General features: G+C 43.7%; 19 protein-coding genes. 8 read left to right on the top strand and 11 right to left on the bottom strand.

Annotated elements, in window-relative coordinates; translation table 11 throughout:
* Positions 1 to 30: 30 nt before the first annotated feature.
* Entirely contained in the window at positions 31 to 399 is a 369-nt protein-coding gene (gene uraH, locus A7325_RS09040) for a hydroxyisourate hydrolase (RefSeq protein WP_068407216.1), read from the bottom strand.
* Between the two features lie 39 nt (positions 400 to 438).
* Positions 439 to 960: a 2-oxo-4-hydroxy-4-carboxy-5-ureidoimidazoline decarboxylase gene (uraD, locus tag A7325_RS09035; RefSeq protein ID WP_068407214.1), complete on the bottom strand. Its 522-nt coding sequence runs from the start codon at positions 958 to 960 to the stop codon at positions 439 to 441.
* 377 nt (positions 961 to 1,337) lie between these two features.
* Here uraD and A7325_RS09030 point away from each other — a divergent pair, with 377 nt between their 5' ends.
* Positions 1,338 to 2,003, top strand: coding sequence for a TetR/AcrR family transcriptional regulator (locus A7325_RS09030; protein ID WP_068407211.1), 666 nt, complete (start codon positions 1,338 to 1,340; stop codon positions 2,001 to 2,003).
* 45 nt (positions 2,004 to 2,048) lie between these two features.
* Here A7325_RS09030 and A7325_RS09025 read toward each other — a convergent pair whose 3' ends face one another.
* Complete coding sequence (locus tag A7325_RS09025) at positions 2,049 to 3,482, bottom strand: uracil-xanthine permease family protein (protein WP_068407208.1); 1,434 nt, start codon at positions 3,480 to 3,482, stop codon at positions 2,049 to 2,051.
* 741 nt (positions 3,483 to 4,223) lie between these two features.
* Here A7325_RS09025 and A7325_RS09020 point away from each other — a divergent pair.
* Entirely contained in the window at positions 4,224 to 6,287 is a 2,064-nt protein-coding gene (locus tag A7325_RS09020) for a TonB-dependent receptor domain-containing protein (RefSeq protein WP_068407205.1), read from the top strand.
* A 155-nt stretch (positions 6,288 to 6,442) separates the two neighbouring features.
* A complete protein-coding gene (locus A7325_RS09015; RefSeq protein WP_082894363.1) occupies positions 6,443 to 7,843 on the top strand; it encodes a PepSY-associated TM helix domain-containing protein in 1,401 nt (466 codons plus the stop codon).
* Positions 7,844 to 7,855: 12 nt separating this feature from the next.
* Here the strand turns inward: A7325_RS09015 and A7325_RS09010 are convergent, their stop codons facing one another.
* The 4 genes from A7325_RS09010 to A7325_RS08995 all read right to left on the bottom strand — a co-directional run bounded on the left by A7325_RS09010 (position 7,856) and on the right by A7325_RS08995 (position 12,155).
* The gene (locus A7325_RS09010) at positions 7,856 to 8,626 is read right to left on the bottom strand and encodes an ABC transporter ATP-binding protein (RefSeq protein WP_068407199.1); all 771 of its coding nucleotides are present in this window, start codon (positions 8,624 to 8,626) and stop codon (positions 7,856 to 7,858) included.
* Between the two features lie 52 nt (positions 8,627 to 8,678).
* Positions 8,679 to 9,773: an iron chelate uptake ABC transporter family permease subunit gene (locus A7325_RS09005; RefSeq protein WP_082894362.1), complete on the bottom strand. Its 1,095-nt coding sequence runs from the start codon at positions 9,771 to 9,773 to the stop codon at positions 8,679 to 8,681.
* Between the two features lie 120 nt (positions 9,774 to 9,893).
* Positions 9,894 to 11,003, bottom strand: a complete 1,110-nt coding sequence (locus tag A7325_RS09000; protein WP_082894361.1) for an ABC transporter permease — start codon at positions 11,001 to 11,003, stop codon at positions 9,894 to 9,896.
* 96 nt (positions 11,004 to 11,099) lie between these two features.
* A complete protein-coding gene (locus tag A7325_RS08995) occupies positions 11,100 to 12,155 on the bottom strand; it encodes a siderophore ABC transporter substrate-binding protein (protein ID WP_068407196.1) in 1,056 nt (351 codons plus the stop codon).
* Between the two features lie 356 nt (positions 12,156 to 12,511).
* Between A7325_RS08995 and A7325_RS08990 the strand changes: the two genes are divergently transcribed.
* The 3 genes from A7325_RS08990 (at position 12,512) to A7325_RS08980 (ending at position 14,849) form a co-directional block, all read left to right on the top strand.
* Positions 12,512 to 13,498 (top strand): energy transducer TonB, encoded by a 987-nt coding sequence (locus tag A7325_RS08990; protein ID WP_068407193.1) that lies wholly within the window; start codon positions 12,512 to 12,514, stop codon positions 13,496 to 13,498.
* A gap of 181 nt (positions 13,499 to 13,679) precedes the next feature.
* The gene (locus tag A7325_RS08985; protein WP_068407190.1) at positions 13,680 to 14,372 is read left to right on the top strand and encodes a MotA/TolQ/ExbB proton channel family protein; all 693 of its coding nucleotides are present in this window, start codon (positions 13,680 to 13,682) and stop codon (positions 14,370 to 14,372) included.
* Positions 14,373 to 14,447: 75 nt separating this feature from the next.
* Positions 14,448 to 14,849, top strand: a complete 402-nt coding sequence (locus tag A7325_RS08980; RefSeq protein ID WP_068407187.1) for an ExbD/TolR family protein — start codon at positions 14,448 to 14,450, stop codon at positions 14,847 to 14,849.
* Positions 14,850 to 15,232: 383 nt separating this feature from the next.
* On the opposite strand, the gene A7325_RS08975 is transcribed toward A7325_RS08980, so the two are convergent.
* Positions 15,233 to 15,772: a DUF2799 domain-containing protein gene (locus tag A7325_RS08975; RefSeq protein WP_068407184.1), complete on the bottom strand. Its 540-nt coding sequence runs from the start codon at positions 15,770 to 15,772 to the stop codon at positions 15,233 to 15,235.
* Between the two features lie 340 nt (positions 15,773 to 16,112).
* On the opposite strand from A7325_RS08975, the gene A7325_RS08970 reads away from it, so the two are divergent.
* Entirely contained in the window at positions 16,113 to 16,670 is a 558-nt protein-coding gene (locus tag A7325_RS08970; RefSeq protein ID WP_068407182.1) for a hypothetical protein, read from the top strand.
* Between the two features lie 281 nt (positions 16,671 to 16,951).
* On the top strand, positions 16,952 to 19,618 hold the full coding sequence (gene topA / locus A7325_RS08965; protein WP_068407179.1) for a type I DNA topoisomerase: 2,667 nt from the start codon (positions 16,952 to 16,954) through the stop codon (positions 19,616 to 19,618).
* A gap of 82 nt (positions 19,619 to 19,700) precedes the next feature.
* Here the strand turns inward: topA and A7325_RS08960 are convergent, their stop codons facing one another.
* The 3 genes from A7325_RS08960 to A7325_RS08950 form a co-directional block, all read right to left on the bottom strand.
* Positions 19,701 to 20,258 (bottom strand): superoxide dismutase family protein, encoded by a 558-nt coding sequence (locus A7325_RS08960; protein WP_068407176.1) that lies wholly within the window; start codon positions 20,256 to 20,258, stop codon positions 19,701 to 19,703.
* A 170-nt stretch (positions 20,259 to 20,428) separates the two neighbouring features.
* Positions 20,429 to 21,535, bottom strand: a complete 1,107-nt coding sequence (locus A7325_RS08955) for an META domain-containing protein (RefSeq protein ID WP_068407173.1) — start codon at positions 21,533 to 21,535, stop codon at positions 20,429 to 20,431.
* Between the two features lie 179 nt (positions 21,536 to 21,714).
* Positions 21,715 to 22,797 (bottom strand): META domain-containing protein, encoded by a 1,083-nt coding sequence (locus A7325_RS08950; RefSeq protein WP_068407171.1) that lies wholly within the window; start codon positions 22,795 to 22,797, stop codon positions 21,715 to 21,717.
* Positions 22,798 to 22,845 lie beyond the last annotated feature (48 nt).

The raw sequence follows: 22,845 nt of genomic DNA, 5'->3' as shown, positions 1-22,845 counted from the left end.
AGACAGCTATAAATCCATTAAGCCATTCATTTATGAACCGCGATAGGTACTATAGCCGTGTGCGCTGAGCAGTAGCGGTACATGGTAATGACCGCCATCACTGATCATAAAATCGATGACTACTTGCGGGTAAAATGCCGTGAGATTTTGCGCGTCAAAATAGGCTTGGGTCGCAAACGTCAAGGTATAACGGCCAACATCTAAATGATATTTAGCGATATCGATACTAGTATCAAATTTCCAGCTGTCAGCGGCAACTCGACCATCGGCGTTGGTGACACCTGTTGCCAATAGATAGGTCTCACCGTTTGCAGGCACGCGGTGGAGGGTGACTGCGATATCAGCGGCAGGTTTGCCAAGATGGGTATCTAAAATGTGGGAAGAGAGAGTGCCTGACATGATCATTCCTTTTATATATTAAAAATAAGCACATTTGCTTTAAGCAGTGCCGAGTAGTTTTTGTAAGCGCAAACGGGTAATTTTATTTTGCTCAGTAGCCGCATTTAGTAGCTCAGTGGCGCGGTCGTTTGGCAGGCGTGTGAGTAATAAATCCAGCATTTCTTGCGCGCTTTTGCCCGTCGCAAAGACGATAAAGATAAAGCCAAATTTAGCAAGATACTCTTGATTGCCTTTTGCCAATGCTTCAATGACATCCATGTCAGCATTATTGGCACCAGATTGCTCATGCGCCGCGCTGTCTTGCGTATTGCGGTATTTTTCTTTTAATGAGTCAACGTTGCCGATTTGTGGATGACCATCAAAGGCCTCAAGCAAATTGGCTTCTTGGGTTTGCGCTTGCTGCCAAGCCTTGTCGCTACTGGCAAGTAGGTCGTCTATATCTGCAAAAGGGCGAGCGCCTGCTACGTCATGCGCCCATTTGCTGCTAGTGCAGCAGGTCAATAGTTTTGAGAGTGCTTCGTCTGGCGAGAGGGCATTAAATTGCGCTAGTGTTAAGCTCACGGTGACATCCTTTTCATTTAAATTTAAAACTCTTTACCCCACTCTCAACTTATTTTTCTAAGGTTATTGGTTTACTTAGTTTTTAAAATTTCAGTTAAAACAATTAGAATTTTAAATTCTATAAAAATCAAAAGCCTACGATAAGTTGAGATTGGCGTAACTCTTTATTCTTATGTTTAATTGAGTGATAAGTGGTTTAATAACATCCATTCTGCTTAAACCTGACCATTTGGTCAACTGTTTTATGCAAATTATTTTTATACGCTGGCGAAAACCCTGCTATATTTTCGCTAAATAAAAAATAAAATTGGCTTATCAGTGCTGTTATATGTTGCAATATGGCTACTTATTTATCCTCCTATCCAATGGTTTATCTTATGACCCAACCTAATCAAACATCTCAAGCGTCCGATTCTGAGGCGCCTATTCATCGTAATCAGCAAGATATCCGCGCCCAAAATCAAGCAGTAATTTTGGCAGCTGCAGAAGAAGAGTTTGTATTACAAAGCTATCGCGGCGCTACGATGCAGGGCATTGCTGATCGGGCAGGACTACCAAAAGCCAATGTCCATTACTACTTTAAAAATAAAAAAAACCTCTACAAAATGGTTTTGCGCTCTATTATTGAAGAATGGAACGATGGTTTGGTGACAATGACCGTCGATAGCGACCCAAAAGCCGTGATAGAGAAGTTTGTACGCACCAAATTACACCAAGCGTTTGTGCATCCAAACCGTCATAAATTGTTTGCGTTAGAGGTCATCGGCGGCGCCCCATATTTACATGACTTTATGTCGACAACCATGAAAGAGTGGGCGCTTGATAAATCACAAGTGATGAAAACTTGGCATGAGCAAGGCAGAATTGGCATCGCTGACCCATTGCAGCTGTTGATTTTAATTTGGGCAACGACGCAGCGTTATGCAGAATTTGAAACAGAAATCGTCGGTCTGCTACAAAAAGACGCTTATGATAAGCAAGATGAAGCGCGCGCGGCTGACTTCTTAATACCTTTTATTCTGCGCGGTTGCGGGCTTGAATAGCGGATTTTACATAGCGCGCCATTTATTCAACCAAGCCCGCTGCCGTTATAACGGCTGACCTTCAACCTCACTTTTCGGCAACACGCGCACAGGTTTTAGACCATCTTCTATATGTTGATCAGACGTATCAAACTCGACGCCATAGTTCTTTGGCAAAATCATATCCAACGTGATAGCGACGATACCTGACATGGTCACTGCCGAGCCAAAGATATTGCGGAACAGCTGCGGCGTTTGCGCAAAGACATCAGGAACAAACGCGATACCCATCGATAAACCAAGCGAAGTCGCAATAATTAAGATATTACGGTGGGTAAAATTCACTGTGGATAGGATGCGGATACCCGCAGTAGCAACGGTTGCGAACATCAATAGCGTCACGCCGCCAACCACAGGCTTTGGCAGCTGCGTAAAGATAGCGCCAAGGATAGGGAATAGCCCCATGGTAAATAAAATCGCCGCCACATAAAAACCCACATAGCGGCTGGCGATACCAGTCATTTGAATGACGCCGTTATTTTGGCTAAAGGTAGTGACGGGAAAGGTATTAAATACCGCGGCAATCCACGAATTGACCCCATCACCTAGCACGCCGCCTTTGATACGCTTTTCGTAGACAGGACCTTGAATAGGTTCGCCTGAAATCATTGAAGTTGCGGTCAAATCGCCTGAGGTTTCGATACTGGTAATGATATACATAAAGGCAATCGGAATAAACGCTTGCCAATCAAAGCTCAAACCGTATTTAAAAGGAATAGGGACGGTAAGTAATGGCGCTTCAGAGACTAAAGAGAAGTCAATACGCCCCATCAACATCGCCGCAAATAAACCCAGCATCAGACCGATAAAAATAGCGCTTGAGCGAATCACTTTATTATTGACGATGCTAATCAGCACCACGCTGACCAGCACCCCGCCGCCCAGTAGTAAATTTTCCATACTACCAAAGTTTTCGGCACCAACCCCGCCCGCCAAATCAGTCAGACCTGTTTTGGTCAATGACAAACCAATGGTGACAATGACGCAGCCAGTAACGATAGGGCTCATCAAAGATTTAAGTTTGGTGATGAACTGGCTTAAAAATATTTCGACAAATGCGCCGAAGAATGACACGCCAAAGATGACAGAAAGAATCTCCTCTGGGCTACCGCCTTTATTTTTTACCACAAAACCTGCGGCAAGGACGGCAGCCAAAAAGCCAAAACTGGTGCCCTGTAATGCCATCAGCCCTGAGCCGACGGGCCCGACTTTACGGGTCTGAATAAAGGTGGCGACCCCTGATACCATCAGTGACATGCTAATCAGATAGGGGATGTGCTCTCCCAATCCCAAAGCGCCACCAATGATTAAAGAGGGCGTGATAATACCAACGAACGCGGCAAGTACGTGCTGTACCGCGCCTAAGAATGCTTTTGCAGGAGCGGGGCGGTCATGCAGTCCATATAATAAATCAGGGTTTCCTTGAGTAACTTCACTCATTTTGGCTTTCTCCTAAAGTGACTTTTAGTCCAATCTCTGAAGGTAGACCTAAACAGCGTAGGAAAACTGATGATTTGAGAGTTGAGTCCGTGACTTAAAAAAGCCTTTCAGTAAACTCTAGATCTTCATCTTGTTTCTCTAGCTATCTAAGCATTTACTAATTTTCCAACAGAGAGTCGCACTTTTCCGTGTGCTAATAAATAAAAGCAGCTCACCATTATTTATCAATATTGCCAGATATGGTGATTAAAACCTGACTAATTAGTCAGCTATCTAAGGGTATAGCGAAAGCCTTGCTTATTGCAATGTTTTTTTTGCGATTAAAATATTAATTTGTTTCATCTCGGCGATTTAACAAAACCTTAATGCGCTTATGACAAATAAAATTACGACTGCTATTAAGTACTTAATAGCAGTCGATGTTAGGTGCTGCTTAACTTTCACAATGTCGTCTATCTTATTGAATTAAATTCCTTACTTTATTTATTGCCAAATTGTTAATACTTCGTTATTATGCCTGTCATATTTCAAATGCTAATCATTATCATTAGTGTTAATCATGTTATTTCTATATGTATTTGTTGATTGAGTAGGCGTGGTCAATCAATAAAACACAAAAATTTTAATAGAAAATAAAAAGCAAAATCCCAAATTGTTTTTTTCGGACCATCTTTTTCAAACTGTCTTTCTAAAGTGGCACTTAAATCCTTCAATCCTAATAGTAAGTAAAGTGAGTGTGTTATGCGTGAAGTTAAGTCAGCAACATTTTCTAATCAATTAACGGTGTTATCGGTCGCTGTTTCAGCAATTCTGTGTTCACAGCTGGCGGTTGCGGCAACGGATGTGCCTAGTACGACCTTACAAACCATCACCGTAACTGCCAATAGCTCGGTACGTGAAAAGGTGCAAGAGGATGGCGTCGATGTCGAAGACTATACGCCTGCACAGCAAGCGAGCCATTTAAGCGATTTTTTAAATGTGGTGCCAGGCGTGACCATAGGTGGTACGTCAGCGGTCAACCAGCGCATTCGTATTCGCGGTCTTGAAGATAGCAACCTAAAAGTCACCATTGATGGCGCGCGCCAAGAAGGCAAGCTGTTCTATCATATGGGCGATATCACCATTGATCCTGATTTGCTCAAACAAGCGGATGTGGCAGTGGGTAACAATTCTGTCACGCTCGGTAATGATGCACTTGGCGGCGCGGTTGCTTTTAAAACGGTCGATGCCGCTGACTTACTTAAACCTGGTCAAAAGATTGGTGCCAAGCTAAAAGCAGGTTATGCCAGTAATAATGATGAGCTACTGACGTCAGCCACGGTTTTTGGCGCACCATCTGATAATGTCGATTTATTGGCTTATTATGGCAAGCGTGATACCAGCTCGGGTGAAGACGGTGAAGGCCGTGAGTTGTTTGAAGACAGTGAGAGCGAGAGCTTCTTATTAAAAGCCGGTGCTTATGTTGGTAATGACCATCATGTAGGTGCAAGCTTTAGCCGTACTGAGAAAGAAGGGATTTTCCCATTCCGTCCAGATTTTCCGAGTCGCTCTGAGCCACCAATTCCGCAACAGGTGAAGCGCGATACTTATGGTATTGATTATAAGTTTAATCCTAGCAATCCGCTGATTGATATAGATACCAATGTGTATCAGACTAAAACCCGTATTTTGCGCGATTCTGATTATATCAATGATCCAGGTTTTGATTTTAACGCGCAAGTTCAAACCACAGGCGCAAAAATCCAAAACACCAGTGACATTGCTACGAATGTTGGCACGCACAAGCTCATCTCTGGGATTGAGCACTACAAAAAAGAATCGGAGATGGAGCGCGACTTCGTTAAAACAGGGTCAGACGAGGCAACAAACACCTCTGTTTATCTAGAAGACCAATGGAGAAACGGTAAGCTCACTTTAACACCCGGTGTGCGTTATGACCGTTATAAATCTCCTGAGTTTATCGCTGGGGGCAAAACCTATGACAATGTCGTCGGTGCACTTGCTGCAAGCTATGAGATTGCACCACTAACGCAAGTATTCGCTAGCTACACACAGTTATTTAATGGTCCTGATTTAAGCCAAACCATCTTTAATTCGGACGGTGATAAAACGTATGTTAATAATGACTTAAAAGCAGAAGAAGGGTCTAACGCTGAAGTGGGAATCGTTACAACCTTACGTGACCTAACGGTCGCCGGTGATGCCCTGCAACTAAGCGGTAAATACTTTGAAACTGATATCGAAAACTATATTGAGTTTGTGAGATCAGGTGGGACAAGACCGGGCTTGAACTGTGCAAATGGACAACCAGGTGGCGATTGCCAAGGTGTCATCAATAAAGATGAAGATTTTAAAATTAAAGGCGTTGAGCTCGCCGCTGATTATAAAATGAATAACTTTAGTATGGGTTTGAGCTATTCGCGAGCGCGCAGTAAAGGCGACAAAACAGGCTATAGTATTCCATCAGTGACCGGAAGCAGCTCAGAGTCGGGTGATAAATATATGGTCAATTTGGCTTATAGTCCAACGGAGACCACAGATATTGGCTGGCGCAGTACCTATGTCGCTTCAGTAATGCCAAATACTAGCGCGAATGATATTGAAAAACCAAGCTATGACGTTCATGATATATTTATGAACTATTCGCCAAAACAAATTGAAGGACTAAAAGCGACGGTTGGCGTTTACAATCTTTTCGATGAAGCTTATGCTAGCCACTCATCTCGCCTAAACCCGATTGATGATGTTGCTACTGACTTCGAGCCAGGTCGTAATATCAAAGCTTCTTTAACCTATCAGTTTTAAGCCTGCATTTATTTCTTAGTAGCAAAAGAGCCAGCTTTTTATAAAAAAGAGCTGGCTTTTTTATCGCCATTTTTTGGCACCCAAGCTTTCTTTTTAAACATTACGCTTCGGCTATAGCACCATTAACCCTATATATTCATAAAGAATCAGCACTCATGACTTCACTTTCCTTCTCTTCTTTTGCATCGAATATACGCCGTATTTGTCTATGGATTCATCGTTATACTGGGCTTGTGATGGCAGGCTTTTTAATCATGGCTGGCATTACTGGCTCGTTATTGGCTTTCCATGCCGAGTTGGATGATGTGTTTAATTATAAATTGGCTCAAATTGAGCGGCAAGATGGGCCACAGCTTCCTATTGCAACCCTGCACGACAAGGTGATCACCGCCTATCCAGAGTACAATTTTTCTAGTATGCCAACATCATTAGAAGCGGATAAATCTGCGGTATTCTCGGTCGATAGAGCTAGAGGTCAAAGCGCTACAGATCAGCCTAAAGCCCCGTTTCAAGAGGTTTATGTCAATCCTTATAACGGCGATATCGTAGGAACGCGTGATAAAGACGCGTGGGCATGGCGTAATACCATGTGGAAGGTGTTTTGGTTGCACCGTGATTTATTGCTCGGCGATATTGGTAAGCTGCTGCTAGGTTTGATTGCCCTTATTTGGACGATTAACTGCTTTATTGGCTTTTACTTGACCTTTCCTAGAGCTATTAACGGTAAAAAAGCATTGCAGAAAACTGTACCTAAAACTACGCCTAAAAAACGTGCGTCTTTTATTAAGCGCTGGCTACCGGCGTGGAAAATCCGCCGCAAAACCAATACCTTTAAGCTCAATTATGATTTGCATCACGCTTTTGGTTTATGGTTGTGGCTGATGCTATTTGTCATTGCGTGGTCGAGTGTCGGTTTTAATTTAAAATCGGTGTATCAACCCGTGATGCAAGCAGTGGTTGGGTTTGAAGGTAGAGAGGGTAAAAGAGAAGAAAAAGGCAAGTCAAAGACAACAGATAAATCGAGCGAGCAGGCTATGTCAGCCGTTGCACCAATGAGCACTGAAACGGGTAGTAATACCTTTGTTAATAAAGCGAATAGTATTGCGTATTTAACTGAGCAAGCGCATATTGCTGCGCAAAAAAATGGCGTAACCGTACAGCAGACATTGGGTATCCGCAGGCTTACAGAGGAGGGGCAATGGCAAATGCGTTTTAAAACCGACAAAGATGTCGGCACTCACGGTGGTGCCTCGTCTATCACAGTGGCTGCGGCGACTGGCAAAGTTGAAAAGGTTAATTTCGGTTATCAAAGCGCATTTGGTAATAAAATCGACCAATGGTGCTCAACCTTACATATGGGACATATTGGACAGGGTAACGCTCATTTACTGTATCAAATATTTTTAGCAATGATAGGGTTGGCCGTGGCAGTTTTGTCCGCTACCGGTGTGTATTTATGGGTCAAAGCTCGTCAAAGCCGATTAAAGCAAAAATTGACCATTAAAAATAAATTTTCAAACCATTACGGAAAACTAGCTATTAAAAAACAGTTATAAAACACCCCGTACTTAAACCGTATCGACAATCACGGGTCGGCCTTGATGGTTAAGGACAGTCACATCGACTTTGTATAGCTCTTTCATGGTTTCATGCGTGAGTACATCAACAGGCGCACCGGTTGCCAGTACGCGACCCTCTTTCATCGTCACTACCGTATCGGCAAATTGCGCCGCTTGATTGATGTCGTGCAAGACAATCACCACGGTTTTTTGCTCAGTATGACTCAATTCGCGCAGCTCACGCATCAGACGGCCAGCATGGTACATATCTAGATTGTTGAGCGGTTCATCAAGGAGTAGGTACGGTGTATCTTGGCAGACAATCATCGCAATCAGCACGCGTTGACGTTGACCCCCAGAGAGCGTCGATAAAAAGCGCTCGGCTAACGGCTCAAGCTCAAAGCGTTCGATAATTTCCTGCACTTTTTGCTGATCATCAGCCGTTGGTTGTCCTTGATGATAAGGATAGCGCCCAAACATCAGCAGCTCATGCACACGCAACCGACCTTGTACTTGGTTGTCTTGCCCAAGCATGGCTACGGTCTTAGACAGCGTTCGTGCATGACAGCTGACAATGTCATGCTTCTCATTCCCTATAACGAAACTGACCTGCCCTGATTGTAGCGGTTGCAAGCGCGCCATCACCGAAAACAGCGTCGATTTACCTGCACCATTTGGTCCTATTAAGGCAATCACTTGCGAGGGCGGTAAAGACAGGCTAATGTCATGCAGGATTTGCTGTCTGCCAATATGGTGGGAAACATTATTTATTTTAATCATAGCAGTTCTTGTTTTTAGAAAAATTTAACCGTTGCGTTTTAAAAAGTCATCATTAGCGGCGATAGGTCATAAATATGAGTAATAAAAATACCAAGCCGCCTGCCAATTCAATCACTACTGACAATACACCCGCCATGCCGAGTACTTGCTCAAATATAGTTTGACCGAGGACCAAGCAAATCATCGCTACCAAGCTGACCAATATCAGACGCTCACTGTGATACATATGGCGCGCGATACGATTGGTCAAGGCGCAGACCAGTAAGCCAAAAAAAGTTACCGGACCGACCAAAGCGGTTGCCGTAGCGACTAATACCGCAATGACCGTTAATAGCCCAAAGGCGAGGCGTTGATAGTTGATACCAAGGTTAATTGCTTGTGGTTTGCCCAGCATCAAGACATCGCATTGATAGCGCCAGCGCCAGATAAATAGCGCACTGATGACGCAAATAACAAAGCTAATGCCCAAAAGCCGCGGATTGACCGTATTAAACTGCGCGTAACTGGCCGATTGGACTACCACGAAGTCATCGGGGTTAATGAGCCGTGCAACTAGCGCTGATAAGCTGCGAAACAACACGCCAAAGATAACGCCTACCAGTATCAGCCGCGTTAAATCCTGACTGCTTTTTGAAAACAACAGTCGAAACAACAATAACGACGCGCCAAACATGAGGACGATTTCAAGGGTAAATTTGGTAATGGGGTTGATGCTGGTAAAACTAATGGCGCCTAAAAAGAACACCAATAAGCTTTGTAATAACACATACAGTGAGTCAAAGCCCAATAAGGAGGGTGTCAAAATAGGATTGTGGGTCAAGGTTTGAAAGAGCAGGGTCGATACGCCGATGGCATAACCGACGACCATTAGCGCCAGTAATTTTTTACCCCGTAATGGCAGGGCAAAGTCCCAATAGCCGTTGACGTTAAGTGTCAAAAACAGCGTCATCGAGATAAGTAAAATAATCGCGGCAATGGATTTTGGATGACCAGCGATAAAGGTCCAAAGTTTTGCTAAAAGGTTTTGACGACAAGTATCTTCAAGGCTGTCATTGTCTAAAGTAGCATTTGCTAGAGCGCTCTTTTTTGCCGAGCCAGTCTTGGTAGAATTGTCGTTTATAAAGTTATGCTTAGACGATGAGAACATGAATAAATCCTACTATGCTACCTTCAATAGTAACAACGCCAAGCTTATCTAATCAGACAACAGGACGAATAAATTAAGAAAAGTGTTAACAATCAGGCAGCGACAAGATTGCGCTAGGGCTTATTGCTCAGCAGGCGCACGTAATAACAACCATAAAAATATCACCGTGCCGACCACACCAAAAACTGTCGCCACAGGCACTTCAAAAGGATAACGAATGGAGCGCCCGATAATATCACAAAGTAGCACGGCTGATGCGCCCAAGAGCGCGACTGCGGGCAAGCTGCGACGTAGTTTATCGCCCATAATGCGGCTAACGATATTGGGTACGACCAAACCGATAAAGGGAATCATACCAACGGTTACGACGACGACAGCGCTCATCATCGCCACCATGCCAACACCAAGCCACGTCACTTGTCGTTTACTAATCCCCAAGTTTAGCGCGATATTATCGCCTAAACCGACGATGGTCAGTTTATCGGCGATAATATAAGCCAGCACGCATAGTGCGCCCGTCAACCAAAGCAATTCGTAACGTCCAGCTAATACCGAAGAGAAGTCGCCAAATTGCCAAACGCTGAGCATCTGTAGCGATTCCGTTTGGTAGGCGATAAAAGTGGTTATCGCCTCGATAATGCCACCAAAGACAATACCGATCAGTGGAATCATCAAAAAATCCGTCGGCGGAACGCGATGTATCAGCAGCATAAAGAGCATCATGCCCGCGACTGCCGCAATAGTTGCGACACCCATTTTGACCAGTAGCGCGCTGGCTGGGAACAATAAACTGACTACCAGTAATCCCAATGCGGCGCTTTGGGTTGCCCCAACCATCGAGGGTTCCACGAAGCGGTTTTTCAGCACCACTTGAATAATCATCCCAGCCACCGCCATCGCGATACCCGTCAAAATAATGGCAACGGTGCGCGGAATACGGCTCACTAACATTAATGAACTATCAGAGTTGGCGCTTTGACTGATAAGGCTTTGCAAAATACCTGACCACGAAAAATCTGCTACACCAATGGATAAGCTTAACAACACCAAAAGCCCCATAATAATGAGGCTGGCTGTGTTTATTAACCACGGCGGTATCGCAGCGCGGCGCTGTTTATCACGGGCGTAGCGGCTGCCACTACTTGCACTCGGCTGCCAGCTTGATGGCGCAGCTGGCAGAGTAGAGCTGGTTTTAACGCTGACTTGAGCACGAGGTGAAAATAATGGCATAACGGCTACTGGCTTACGAATAGAGTGTGAAAAATTTTATGGATAGCAACTGTCATAAGCAACAGCTGCTACTTGTATTTTGTGTAGCGTCAAAATTTATTTTGCCTTAGTAAAGGCGTTTTTAATCGTCGTTAAATCCTGTAGCCACTGATAATAACCACCAAAGGCTAAGTAAGAGTCTGGGCTTAGATACACTACCTGGGCTTTATCCCACGCAGTGGTTTGCGCCACCAGTGGGTTGTCCAATACGGCTTTGGCACCCGCACCATCTTCACCGATTGCAGCGCTACGATCGACGACGAACAACCAATCTGGATTGGTCTTTTGTATGTATTCAAATGAGATAGGCTGACCGTGACGCGCATCAGTGATTTTATCATCTGCCATTGGAATATCTAATACGCTGTGAATAAAACCATAACGCGACTTATCACCATAGGCTGACAGCTTATTGCCATTGACCATAACCACCAAGCCTTTGCCTTTATTTTCTTTGGTTAAGGCTTTGGTCTCGTCAATCAGCGTGTCAATATTGCCTTGCAATTTCACTGCTTGATCGCTTTTGCCAAATAACGCACCCAAATCGTGTAAGCGCTGCTTGCTTGACTCATAGATATTTGCCGTATCAATGCTCATATCCAGCGTGGGTGCGATACTCGATAGCTCATTGTATTTTTCTGCCATACGCGAGCCGATCAAAATTGCTTGCGGCTGCATGGCGTTCAACGCTTCAAGATCAGGCTCAAATACCGTGCCGACTTCTTTAGGATCAGGATGTACTTTTGACTGTAAGTTATCTAAATGTAGCCCACTTGGCATACCGTCAACCGCTACGTCAAGCGCCGCCAAATCTTGCATCAAGGTCATATCATAAACGACCAATGGTGATGGATTCATGGCCAAATCGACTTTACCTTTTACCGTATCAACTGCGATGGTCGCAACAGAAACGTTGTCATTTTCAGCTACATTCGAGGCCGCATCAGCCGTTTGGTTTTCAGCTTTGGTTTCTGTTATCTCATTATCACTTGAATCAGGCGAACTACAACCTGCTAAGCCAACACTAGCAATGAACGCGGTCATCATGGCGGTCAATAATGGACGTTTAACAAGGAGGCTTGCGGTACGATTAGAACATAAAGTAGTAGTCATAAATAACTCGGTATATCAAAGGTTTGGTTGGTATTGTTATAAGAATGCTAAAAAAACAGCAGAATAATGATAAAAAATAGCGGCTTTATAATTAAAGTTTTACGATCATTTGCTATTTTCACTATAAAAACAATTGCCATGATAAAGTAATTGAGACTTATTATCAATATTAACGATAATGGTTTTTATTAACTGACTTTTCATTCATTAAATTTTTAGTTTTAAACAACTTTGCTCAAGAACTTTGCTTAAGATAGGCAGTAAAAAAATGGAGAGATTAATAATTTACTATTGATAATAGTTATCGTTTGCATTATTATCTACGCTATTCTATAACGGTTAAATGTTAGGGTGTTATGAGTTCAACGGATTTAGAGGCGCCACCACTTAGATTGATACTTATCGCTATTATTTTAGTGGTCGGGCTACACCTGCTTACCGCAATCGCTTTGGTGATCATCAAAGCGCCTATGCTTAAAGATGAGCCCATTAAAGAGACGCCGCCGCTTGAAATCCAAATGGTCACATTACCTACTCAACCCATCGAAAACGTGGTTACTGAGGTAGAGGAAGTGCCGCAAAGTAAAGCTGAATCTATACCAACGCCTAAACCCGAACCCAAGCCTGAACCAAAAACGCAACAAAAAATGAAAGCGGTTACGCCAGTAGATCCAGTAGTAAGAGAAGAAGAACCAATCGTTCAGAAAGAAAAACCTGTACAGACGCCGCCTATAAAAGAACTACCTGTAAAGAAAAAAATAGAAGACAAGCCACCAGTTATTGATAAGTCAGTCGCTGACGAACAGCGCCGTATAATAGCTGCGCAGGCAGAAAAGGCAGCGCAACAAGCGGAAAGACAAGCGCAAGCAAAAGCGCTGCAAGAAGCGCAGGCGCAAGCGGCTCGTGACGCTCAAGCGCAGGCAGACGCCAATGCCGCTAGAGAGGCGGCGCAAAAAGCAGCGCAGGCAAAGGCTGAAAGAGAAGCAGAAGCCGCTGCTCGAGCAAAAGCAGAGGCTGCAGCCAAAGCTGCGGCTGCGGCAAGTAATGAGCCTGTCAATTTTACCGCCAGTGCTGCGAACTGGGCATCGGCGCCAAACTTTAGCTTCCCAGACCGCGCCGCTCGCCGCGCCCGTTCGGGAGATACGCTCAACGTGGTGTTGGTATTAAGAGTCAATAAACAAGGTGGTATCGATAGCGTACGTGTGGCCCAATCGTCAGGAAATCCGCTGTTAGATAAAGAAGCACAGCGCCAAGTGCGTTCAGGTAAATTCAAGCCCTTTACCAAAAACGGCGCGCCAGTGGTCGGTAATGTCACCCTGCCAATTGCCTATGCGGTTCCTTAAATATAAAAGACTGGGTGTAGAAAAGCGCATTTATACAAGCAGATATAAAACAACCGACACATACAAAATATAGTGAAACACAGCGAAATATAGCAAGGAGGTACGAAAATAGATATCAAAACTCGTACTGCTAACAATCATAAAATGACAAGTAACGACATCCCACATTAAGGAGTCTGATATGGACTTTACAACCTACTGGCAATATAGCGATATGGTGACCAGAACCTTATTCTTTTTGCTTCTTGTTTTATCTATTGCCTCTTGGGTGACGGGTATCATTCGCATATTGCAAAGTCGCAAACTGGCAGCTAGCGTCGCCGATGATTTGAGTGCGCAGATTCATAGTAAGCAGGTCAGTTTGGTTGAAAGCGATGCCGCGTCTCGACGTTTGGTGATTGAGCAGACGTTACTCAAGCACATCGGTCGCTATCGTTTTGCCAGTGAGCGCGGTTTGCCGATACTTGGTACGACAGCAGCAATCGCGCCGTTTATCGGTCTGTTTGGCACGGTCTGGGGTATTTTCCATGCGCTGCATAATATCGGTGTCAGTGGTCAAGCAGGATTAGGACAAGTCGCAGGACCTGTCGGTGAGGCTCTTATTATGACTGGTTTAGGGATTGCTGTTGCGATTCCGGCGGTGGTGTTTTATAACCTTGCGATACGTATCAATCGCCGCGTCATGTATCACGCCAATGATAGAGCGCATGATTTATTGGCACAATCTAGCGAGCTTGCTGCAGTGCAACAAGCGCCAATTCAAAAGCCAGCAGTCCAACGTGATACTACTAATCAAGTAACGCAGTTAACGAAGCAGTCAAATGCAGATAAACAAGCTGAGCATTATCATAAATCCGCACCATCGCAGTTGTAGTGATGGTTCAGTAGAGATAATAAGCCAAAAAAGCACGAGCAGCAAAGACGACAATTAACGGTATTGAGAACAATTATGGCATTTCAATTGGGTGACGATGACAGTCAAAGCATGAATGAGATGAATCTTATTCCGCTTATCGATATCATGCTGGTATTGATGATTATCTTTTTATTGACAGCGACCGTACTGAATCCAACGGTGCCATTGGATTTACCGAAAACCAGTGCCGAGGTCAATGAAACACCGCCCGAGGCGATTCAAATTAGCATCGATAAAGATGCAGGTTTGTTTTGGGATGACAAGCCTATCAGTATAGAAGCATTAGAAGTGCGTCTGCAAGAACAGTCGGCGAATGGCAAGGATCCTTCTATCCAGCTGCGTGCCGATAAAGAAAGTAGGTATGATACCGTGGCGCAAGTATTAGCGGCAGCCAGTCAAGCAGGATTAACGAAGGTGGCTTTTGTTAACGAGTAAGGTTTAAACGACTGATTAATACAGTTGAGCAGTAAAAATAGTTTTTAAAACAATAAGCTAGCAAGATAAATAAGTAAGCTTAGTAATAAGAAAATAACCACGACAATAACAAGAATAATTAAAATAATAAACTTTCTCTCCCGCCTCGCTTGGGCAACCTTGCGAGGTTATCTTTTTTTAGCAACCCTTCAATTTAGTAGATTGTATGGCATTCGGTGGGTCATATAGTGAGTGAAAAGTAATATCGATACATCACGCGCTGCTGATATCAATTTTTCTTGTTTGCTATGCCTACGCAGACAGAGGCTACAAAAAATTGATATCAGCAATACCGTCGCGTTTTCAGGATATTTTGACTATATAGCGGGCATTAATCATAGTAATTACCAAGCATAACCAAACGGGCGATAACCATAGCCAAAGCGTCCAGGTCCATAACCGAATGGATACGGCGAGCGCAGATAATCAAGGTCGCGCTGACGCATATAATAGTAGCGTCCTTGTGCGTAGGCTTCCTCAAGTTTTTCGATGCCTTCGAGTGGACAGACAGGCTGCCAATCATAACCTTCGCGGCCAAGTTTATAAGCATTGAGCTCGGTACAGTAGTTTTTTAGACCTTGCTGGCGACCTTGCTCCCACAATACGCGGTTTGGCGTTGCGCCAACGACACTTGCGCATTGATTGGTATAATTGCCAAAGTAAGCCCCCGAGCGCCCGAGAAGTCCATCGACATAGCCGACTTCTTGCCAATTGCTATTTTGGCATTGCTCGGGCGTCAGACTTTGGGTGGTCGCGCAGCCCGATAAAGTCAGTAAAGCTACGCCTACTAGCGAGATGGTCAGCCCAGATTTACCCATAAGTTTGGTGACAATTTTATTTACTGATGCAGCAGTCGATGAGTTTTGTTTAATAAGATAATTCATAATAAACCTGCGCACGTTTAAAATTATGGTTTATCATAGCACCTTTTTAGGCGACCAACTTTTTGCATCTTGTTATCGAATCAGTGGTTTTATGTACTAAGTATTTGATATGCCACTATAAATAGCAAGGCGTTGGTAAATGTCAGGTGTGCCTAGCAACTAGCCCTTTATAGAAGATAGTATTTACGAGCGTTTGTTTTTTAAAGGTTTACGCTCATTATAAGCGACTAGATAGTCGCCGTTTATATTTAAGCTGTTATATAAAGAGCCACGCTGATAGATTATTCAGCACGTTTTAATCACTAGCACACCATTAATTTTGTTAAAAGGTCAGACTGTTATGGGAATGTGGATTGCGATCGCCATTGTACTATTTGTATTAGGGAGTATGATGGCGCTCAAACCTAGCGGTATCGACCAGCGTTTGGATAAGCTGCGTATGACGGCGCGCCGTTTGCAGCTCAATCCCAAGTTAGTTACTTGCCCTGATTGGGTAAAAGGCCGTGACAATGAGTATGGTCGCGGCATGATTGGGCAATATGGTTTGGTGCTCGATAATGTCAAGCTGCCATTAACTCGCTATCAGGTGTTAGATGGACAATGGCGTCCGGCAAGTAACGCCAGCAGTAGTGATAACAATAGCAGCGACAATAAAAGCTTACCCGTACAAGCCAATTTTAGCTTGGATAAAGAACCTTTAGCGCTGCCAGCCAGCATCGAGCCATTTGTGAAAGCGTTATTGGTGAAGTCGAATAGCATTGTTATTTATTGGGAAGATATTGCTTATGTGCGTCCGGCGACCAATCCTGCTTATCAGCAGCAAACGATTGAAAGCGACTTATTAATCATGAGAGAGAACCTTGAGAAATGGGCATTACAGATGCAAAAGTCGGCATAAAAAACGCACGGTGCTAGTAAAAAATTTTTTCGTCTCCATAAAGAGGCAATATGCAAGTCCTTTTGGCAAACTCTCAGTCATTTTAAGTTGACAGCTTAACGCTTTGCAGTGTAACGTCTTTATAACTGTATCTATGCGTTATGGTTATTGTTTGTTTTATAACCGTTTTTATCGGCCGCCATTACTACAATAATTCGCTGAGCCATTATAACTAACTATTATAAATTGCCAGCTGCCGAGTTTATCCTTATTTTAATTTACTTATTATGGTGTCGTCACTTATGGCAAAAACCGCAACCAAAAAAAGCCCAGCCACGGCAAAAGACCAACCCAAAGGCAAGTCTTTGGTGATTGTTGAATCACCCGCCAAGGCAAAAACCATTAACAAATACTTAGGCGACGACTTTATCGTGCGCTCAAGTATCGGTCATGTCCGTGATTTGCCAGTGGGCGCGAGCAAAAGCGCGAAAAAGCCAGCCGCGAGTAAAAAAGATGATAGCCTGAGCAAAGAAGAAAAAACCCAGCAGGCATTGGTACGGCGCATGGGCGTCGACCCAGAACATGACTGGGCGGCTGTCTATGAGGTATTGCCCAATAAAACCAAGGTTATTAAAGAGCTTAAAGCCTTAGCCAAAGACGCTGACAAAATCTATCTGGCGACGGATATGGATAGAGAAGGGGAAGCGATTGCTTGGCATCTCAAAGAAGTCATCGGCGGCGCAGACAGTAAATATGAGCGCGTGGTCTTTAATGAGATTACCAAATCCGCCATTCAAAATGCCTTTAAACAGCCCTCAAAGCTCGATATTGACCGCGTGAACGCGCAGCAAGCGCGGCGCTTTTTAGACCGCGTCGTTGGTTTTATGGTATCGCCGCTACTTTGGCAAAAAGTCGCTCGCGGTCTGTCAGCTGGTCGCGTGCAGTCGGTCGCCATGCGTTTGGTCGTCGAGCGTGAGCATGAGATTCGCGCCTTTATTCCAGAAGAATACTGGCAGATTCACGCCGATACTCATGTTGCTGATAGTAAAGCCAAGAAAGCGGCAGACGCTGAGCACATTGCGATTCGTCTAGAGGCAACCAAGCAAGACGGCAAAACGCTAAAGCTTGTTAATAAAGAGCAGACCGATAAAGTCCTAGAAGTTCTTAATTCAAACGACTTTATCGTGAAAGAGCGCGAAGAGAAGCCAACGCAGTCGCGTCCGAGTGCGCCGTTTATCACCTCGACATTGCAGCAAGCTGCCAGTACGCGCTTGGGCTTTTCAGTTAAGAAAACCATGATTTTGGCGCAGCGTTTATACGAAGCTGGTCATATTACTTATATGCGTACCGATTCGACTTTCTTGTCTGGTGATGCATTAGCCGCCGTACGTGGCTATATCGAAGACAGTTATGGCAACAAATACGTGCCAGAAAAGCCAAACTTCTATGGCAATAAGCAAGGCGCACAAGAGGCGCATGAGGCGATTCGTCCGTCTAACGTCAATATGAAATCGACGCAGTTAAAAGGCGTTGAGCGTGATGCCATTCGTCTATATGAGCTGATTTGGCGTCAGTTTGTCGCTTGTCAGATGACGCCTGCGAAATACTTATCCGTGAATCTATTTGTCGCTGCCGGCGATGTCGAGCTAAAAGCACGCGGTCGCACCCTAGTGTTTGATGGCTTTACTAAAGTCATGCCACCAGCGAAGACTGACGATACTTTATTACCTGATGTCAAACAAGGTGATAAGTTAACGCTCGATAAGCTCGATCCGAGTCAACACTTTACCAAGCCGCCACCGCGTTACACAGAGGCAAGCCTTGTCAAAGAGCTTGAGAAAAAAGGCATCGGTCGACCTTCGACTTATGCGTCTATCATCTCAACCATTCAAGATCGCGGTTACGTGAAGCTTGAAAACAAACGTTTATTTGCTGAAAAAATGGGCGATATCGTCACCGACAGATTGACCGCCAGTTTCCCAGATTTGATGGATTATACCTTTACCGCTGCGCTAGAAGACAAGCTTGACCATGTTGCTGAAGGTGATACCGACTGGAAAGATGTCCTCGATAACTTTTATGGCGACTTTAAAAAGACTCTAGATCGTGCCAAAGAAAAAGATGGTATGCGTCCGAATGATCCAACCGATGTGCCAGACGTCCATTGCGATATTTGCGATCGTCCGATGCAACTACGTACCGGCTCAACGGGTGTATTCTTAGGCTGTACTGGCTATAATTTACCGCCAAAAGAGCGCTGCAAAGGTACCAAGAACTTGATGCCAGTCGAAGCGTTTGCCAATCTTGATGATGGCGACAGCGATGATGAAGCAGCCGAAGTTAAAGATTTGATGGAGAAAAAACGCTGTCCGAAATGCGGAACGGCGATGAATGGCTATATCGTCGATGGTGGTCTAAAGCTGCACATCTGTGGTAATAATCCTGATTGCGACGGCTATATCCTAGAAGAAGGTAAGTTTGAAGTACCGGGTTCAGATGCGCCAACCATCGACTGTGATAAATGCGATGGACAGATGGAACTAAAAACCGGACGTTTTGGGCCATACTTTGCTTGTCAGAAATGTGATAACACGCGTAAAGTGCTTAAAACTGGTGAAGCGGCACCGCCGCGTATGGAGCCTATCCATCTGCCGGAGCTAAAATCGACCAAACATGATGATTACTTTATCTTGCGTGAAGGGGCGGCTGGGATGTTCTTAGCTGCGTCTAAATTCCCAAAAGTACGCGAAACCCGTCCACCAAAGCTGGCTGAGTTACGCGAAATCAAAGATAAAATGGAAGATAAATTCCAGTATCTGTTTGCAGGTCCAGATGAGGATCCAGATGGCAATCCAACCATTCTACGTTGGTCACGGAAGAAAAAAGAGCAGTATATTGGCTCTGAGAAAAACGGCAAAGCCACCCGTTGGGGCGTGTACTGGCGTAATGGCGAGTGGGTAGAAGAGTAAACCTCTTTAATCACCTTATCTTTAAACCATAAAAAACCTCTTAGATAATCTAAGAGGTTTTTTGCTATTAACTTTTGGGCTATCAGTTCTTTTCGATGATACCGCAAGCAACGCGATCGCCTGCGTTACCAGCAGGCTGGCTCTTATAATCATCAGCACCGCTATGGACGATAAAGGCTAGACGGTTAACACTGTATTTACCTGCATCAGCGGCAGAGATTTTCTTATTCACATAGTTGATAGTAGCAACGCCATTCGCATCGGCGGTTAAGTTCGGCAAGTCGCCCGCATGACCATTCATATCATCAGGATGAGAATGCGGTTTTTTATCTGGATTAAAGTGACCACCAGCCGCTTTACCCATATCGCCGCAGCTACCCGTTTCATGAATGTGCAATGCCACAGTTTTACCAGGCTGCAGGTTCATGAGCTTACCATAAACTTGGACACCGCCATCTACTGGGCGTAGGAATACTTGACCCACTTCATTTTTATTACCAGCGACTGCATTGATCGTAGATTTTAACGCAGGTTGGTTAAGTGGATTGCCCGTTTGCATTTGACCTTTGACGGTTTGGCAACCTGTCATCGCTAGAGCTGAACCACATAACAGGGCACTTGCAAGCATCGTCTTATTCATTATTATCTCCATTTATATTTATTTGTTGTGATGAATGTCTATTGTTTTATTAAAATACTCAAACATTGCTTAATGTCGCAATCAGTATAGCCAAGGTTTAAATATAACTATTCATTAAATGCGCAACAATCGGTTAATAAATGTAAATAACGTATGCGTTTGAAAAAGGTTTACAGCGTTTTCTTTACTTCGTTTTGCCAAACTAAGGTTTCGCCTGTTGCCATCGTTTGCAATAAATTATAACGAGGCATATCGGTCTGATTATCTGCTGTTGGCGATGTTGGCTGTGAGGGTTGTAAGCTTAATGTTAGCTGACTGCTGCTATCACGCATCAAATCAAACAAAGCGGACTCGATTCTATTGCCTGTCTCACCGCAGCCCATTACAGTACTAATAATAGTGCCGACTTTGAAAGTATTATCATTGAGTAAAAAATAAGGCGCGCGCGCGCCGTTACAGCCTGAGCTAAAGGATGCGTACTGATTGTTAGGCCAACTTTCAAAGCTCGCTGAAATAGGATGATCTGGGTGATAAAAATTGCCCAAAGGTTTTCTAGTTAATTCCCCTTTTGCATCATAAGTATTACTGACGGCACTCACCAGCGTCCAATGATACTGCTCTAATAACTCGTTAGTAATGGGCAATCCAGCGGGAGTTGCCAATGCTTTAGTTGAACCTATAAAAATTAAGCGATTACCATTTTCGATATTAAGTGCCAAACGTTTAGGGGCAGCTTGTATAGCGACTGGCGCTGATTGTGATGCTAAATGTGAAGTTGGCAATAACTCAAAATTAAGCCTAACAGGTGCGTACTTAACAAATAACGATTGAATACTATTATCCTCTTTAATTGCAGTATCAGTATTATTGTCGTCATGACAAGTTGTGGGTACTTTAGTAAGATGAGAATAATAGGGATAAGGCGGCGCGGACAGCGCATGAAAATCCATTCTATAATGCTCACAGCCTTGATGCAGACTTATTGAACTGGGTTCTATTGCTAAGGTAATCGGTGCAAAATTTTCGATATCGGCTATGTTACCGTTTTGATGAATTACTTGCGCCAATTGCCAGTCATAATGAGCTACCCATTGCATTACTTGTGATTCTTTAATTACTATCTGGTCAGTAAAGTTAGATTTATCTTTAGTAATAGGTGTGTTGACGATAGTGGTCTGCTGGGTACTATTCAATGGCGCAGACTGGCAACCCATTAATCCCACTGCTACAGACAAGCTGATAATAGTTAATGAGCGCTTTATAGTTGGCAGCAGCATTGTAAAATCCTTTTTAAAAAATGGTGGTGTGTCAAAAAGTATGCTGATTAAAATTTGAACAATTTTTAAAGCCTTGAAAGCCCTATAGAATCAGTAAACTTAGCATAGATTTTTTATTGACTTTTATAGCCAGCATACTTTTTAGAACACCACCTAAAAAATATGAAAATGAATAGAGGCTAAGGTGTTTTCTTTACTTCGTTTTTCCAAATGAGGGTTTCACCTGTTTCGAGTTTTTGCGTCAGTAGATAATAGGGTAAGCTTGAGGAGTCGAGATTCGTATTTGCTAATCTTTGTAAGATTAATTGGCTTTTGCTTAACTGTTCAAGCTCACGAATTTTATCTTCAGCAGCTTCACGTTTAGGACTACATCCCATCATAGTTTGCGGGCTTGAACCAATCAACAATTTATTGTCAGGCGTCAAAATGTAAGAACCACCAACACCATTACAATCAGAGCTAAAGCCAACGTGATGCTCATCGTTATATAGTGGGTAAGCAAAGTAGGCAGTCACTGGAAAATCTGGACGACTAAGCTCAATGATGGTGTTTTTATTGCTATCGACCGCGCTTACTAGTCGCCATTGATATTCTTTTAGAAACTCATAAGTAATGGGTAGTCCCGTTACTGGTCGTAAGGTCTTAAGTGTACCTTCAAATATGAGCTGCTTGTCCTGAACATTTAAGATCAGCTCATAAGACGTTGGTTTTTTTGGAGTAAGTTTATTCAAAAATGAAAACGGTTTTGATTTTGTTTGTGTAGATGGTGAAGTGATTCTAAGGTTAAAACGTCCTCTGCCATATTCAGGAAATAATTGTTCTAAATAGTGAAGGATATTGCTAGCTGCTTGTTTATCAGTTATTAAGCAAGAAGGCTGCGTAATGGTAGTTACGCCGTATGAGCTGTAAGTGTAATCTTGATAACCATCATGGTTTAAGCGGTAGCGCTGGCAGTCATATTTAAACACTAAATTGCTCGGACGTACATCAAGCATTAACGGCGGCACGGTATCGACATCATTAACAATACCTTGATTGTCTATCCGGCGCACCAGCTTCCAATCAAAGCGATTGACACTTTCAACATTTATCACTTGCTCAGATAGTATGGGAGCAGAAGTGCTAAAGCCAGTCACCATTGAGTTAGCAGGTGTAGAATTATCTTTTGCAATATTAGACTGACAACCTATTAGCGCTGCCGGAAAAGAGATAGCGAGCAATAAGGATAGAATTAAGCGGTTTGAAATCAGATGGTTTAACATTATGGCTATTACAAAATAAACATTTGTTTAAAATATAGCACAGAGTTT

Source organism: Psychrobacter sp. SHUES1, assembly GCF_001652315.1.
GTDB classification, from domain to species: Bacteria; Pseudomonadota; Gammaproteobacteria; order Pseudomonadales; family Moraxellaceae; genus Psychrobacter; species Psychrobacter faecalis.
The sequence above is the reverse complement of the archived record's forward strand: the minus strand, read 5'-3'. Positions and strand labels throughout refer to the sequence as shown.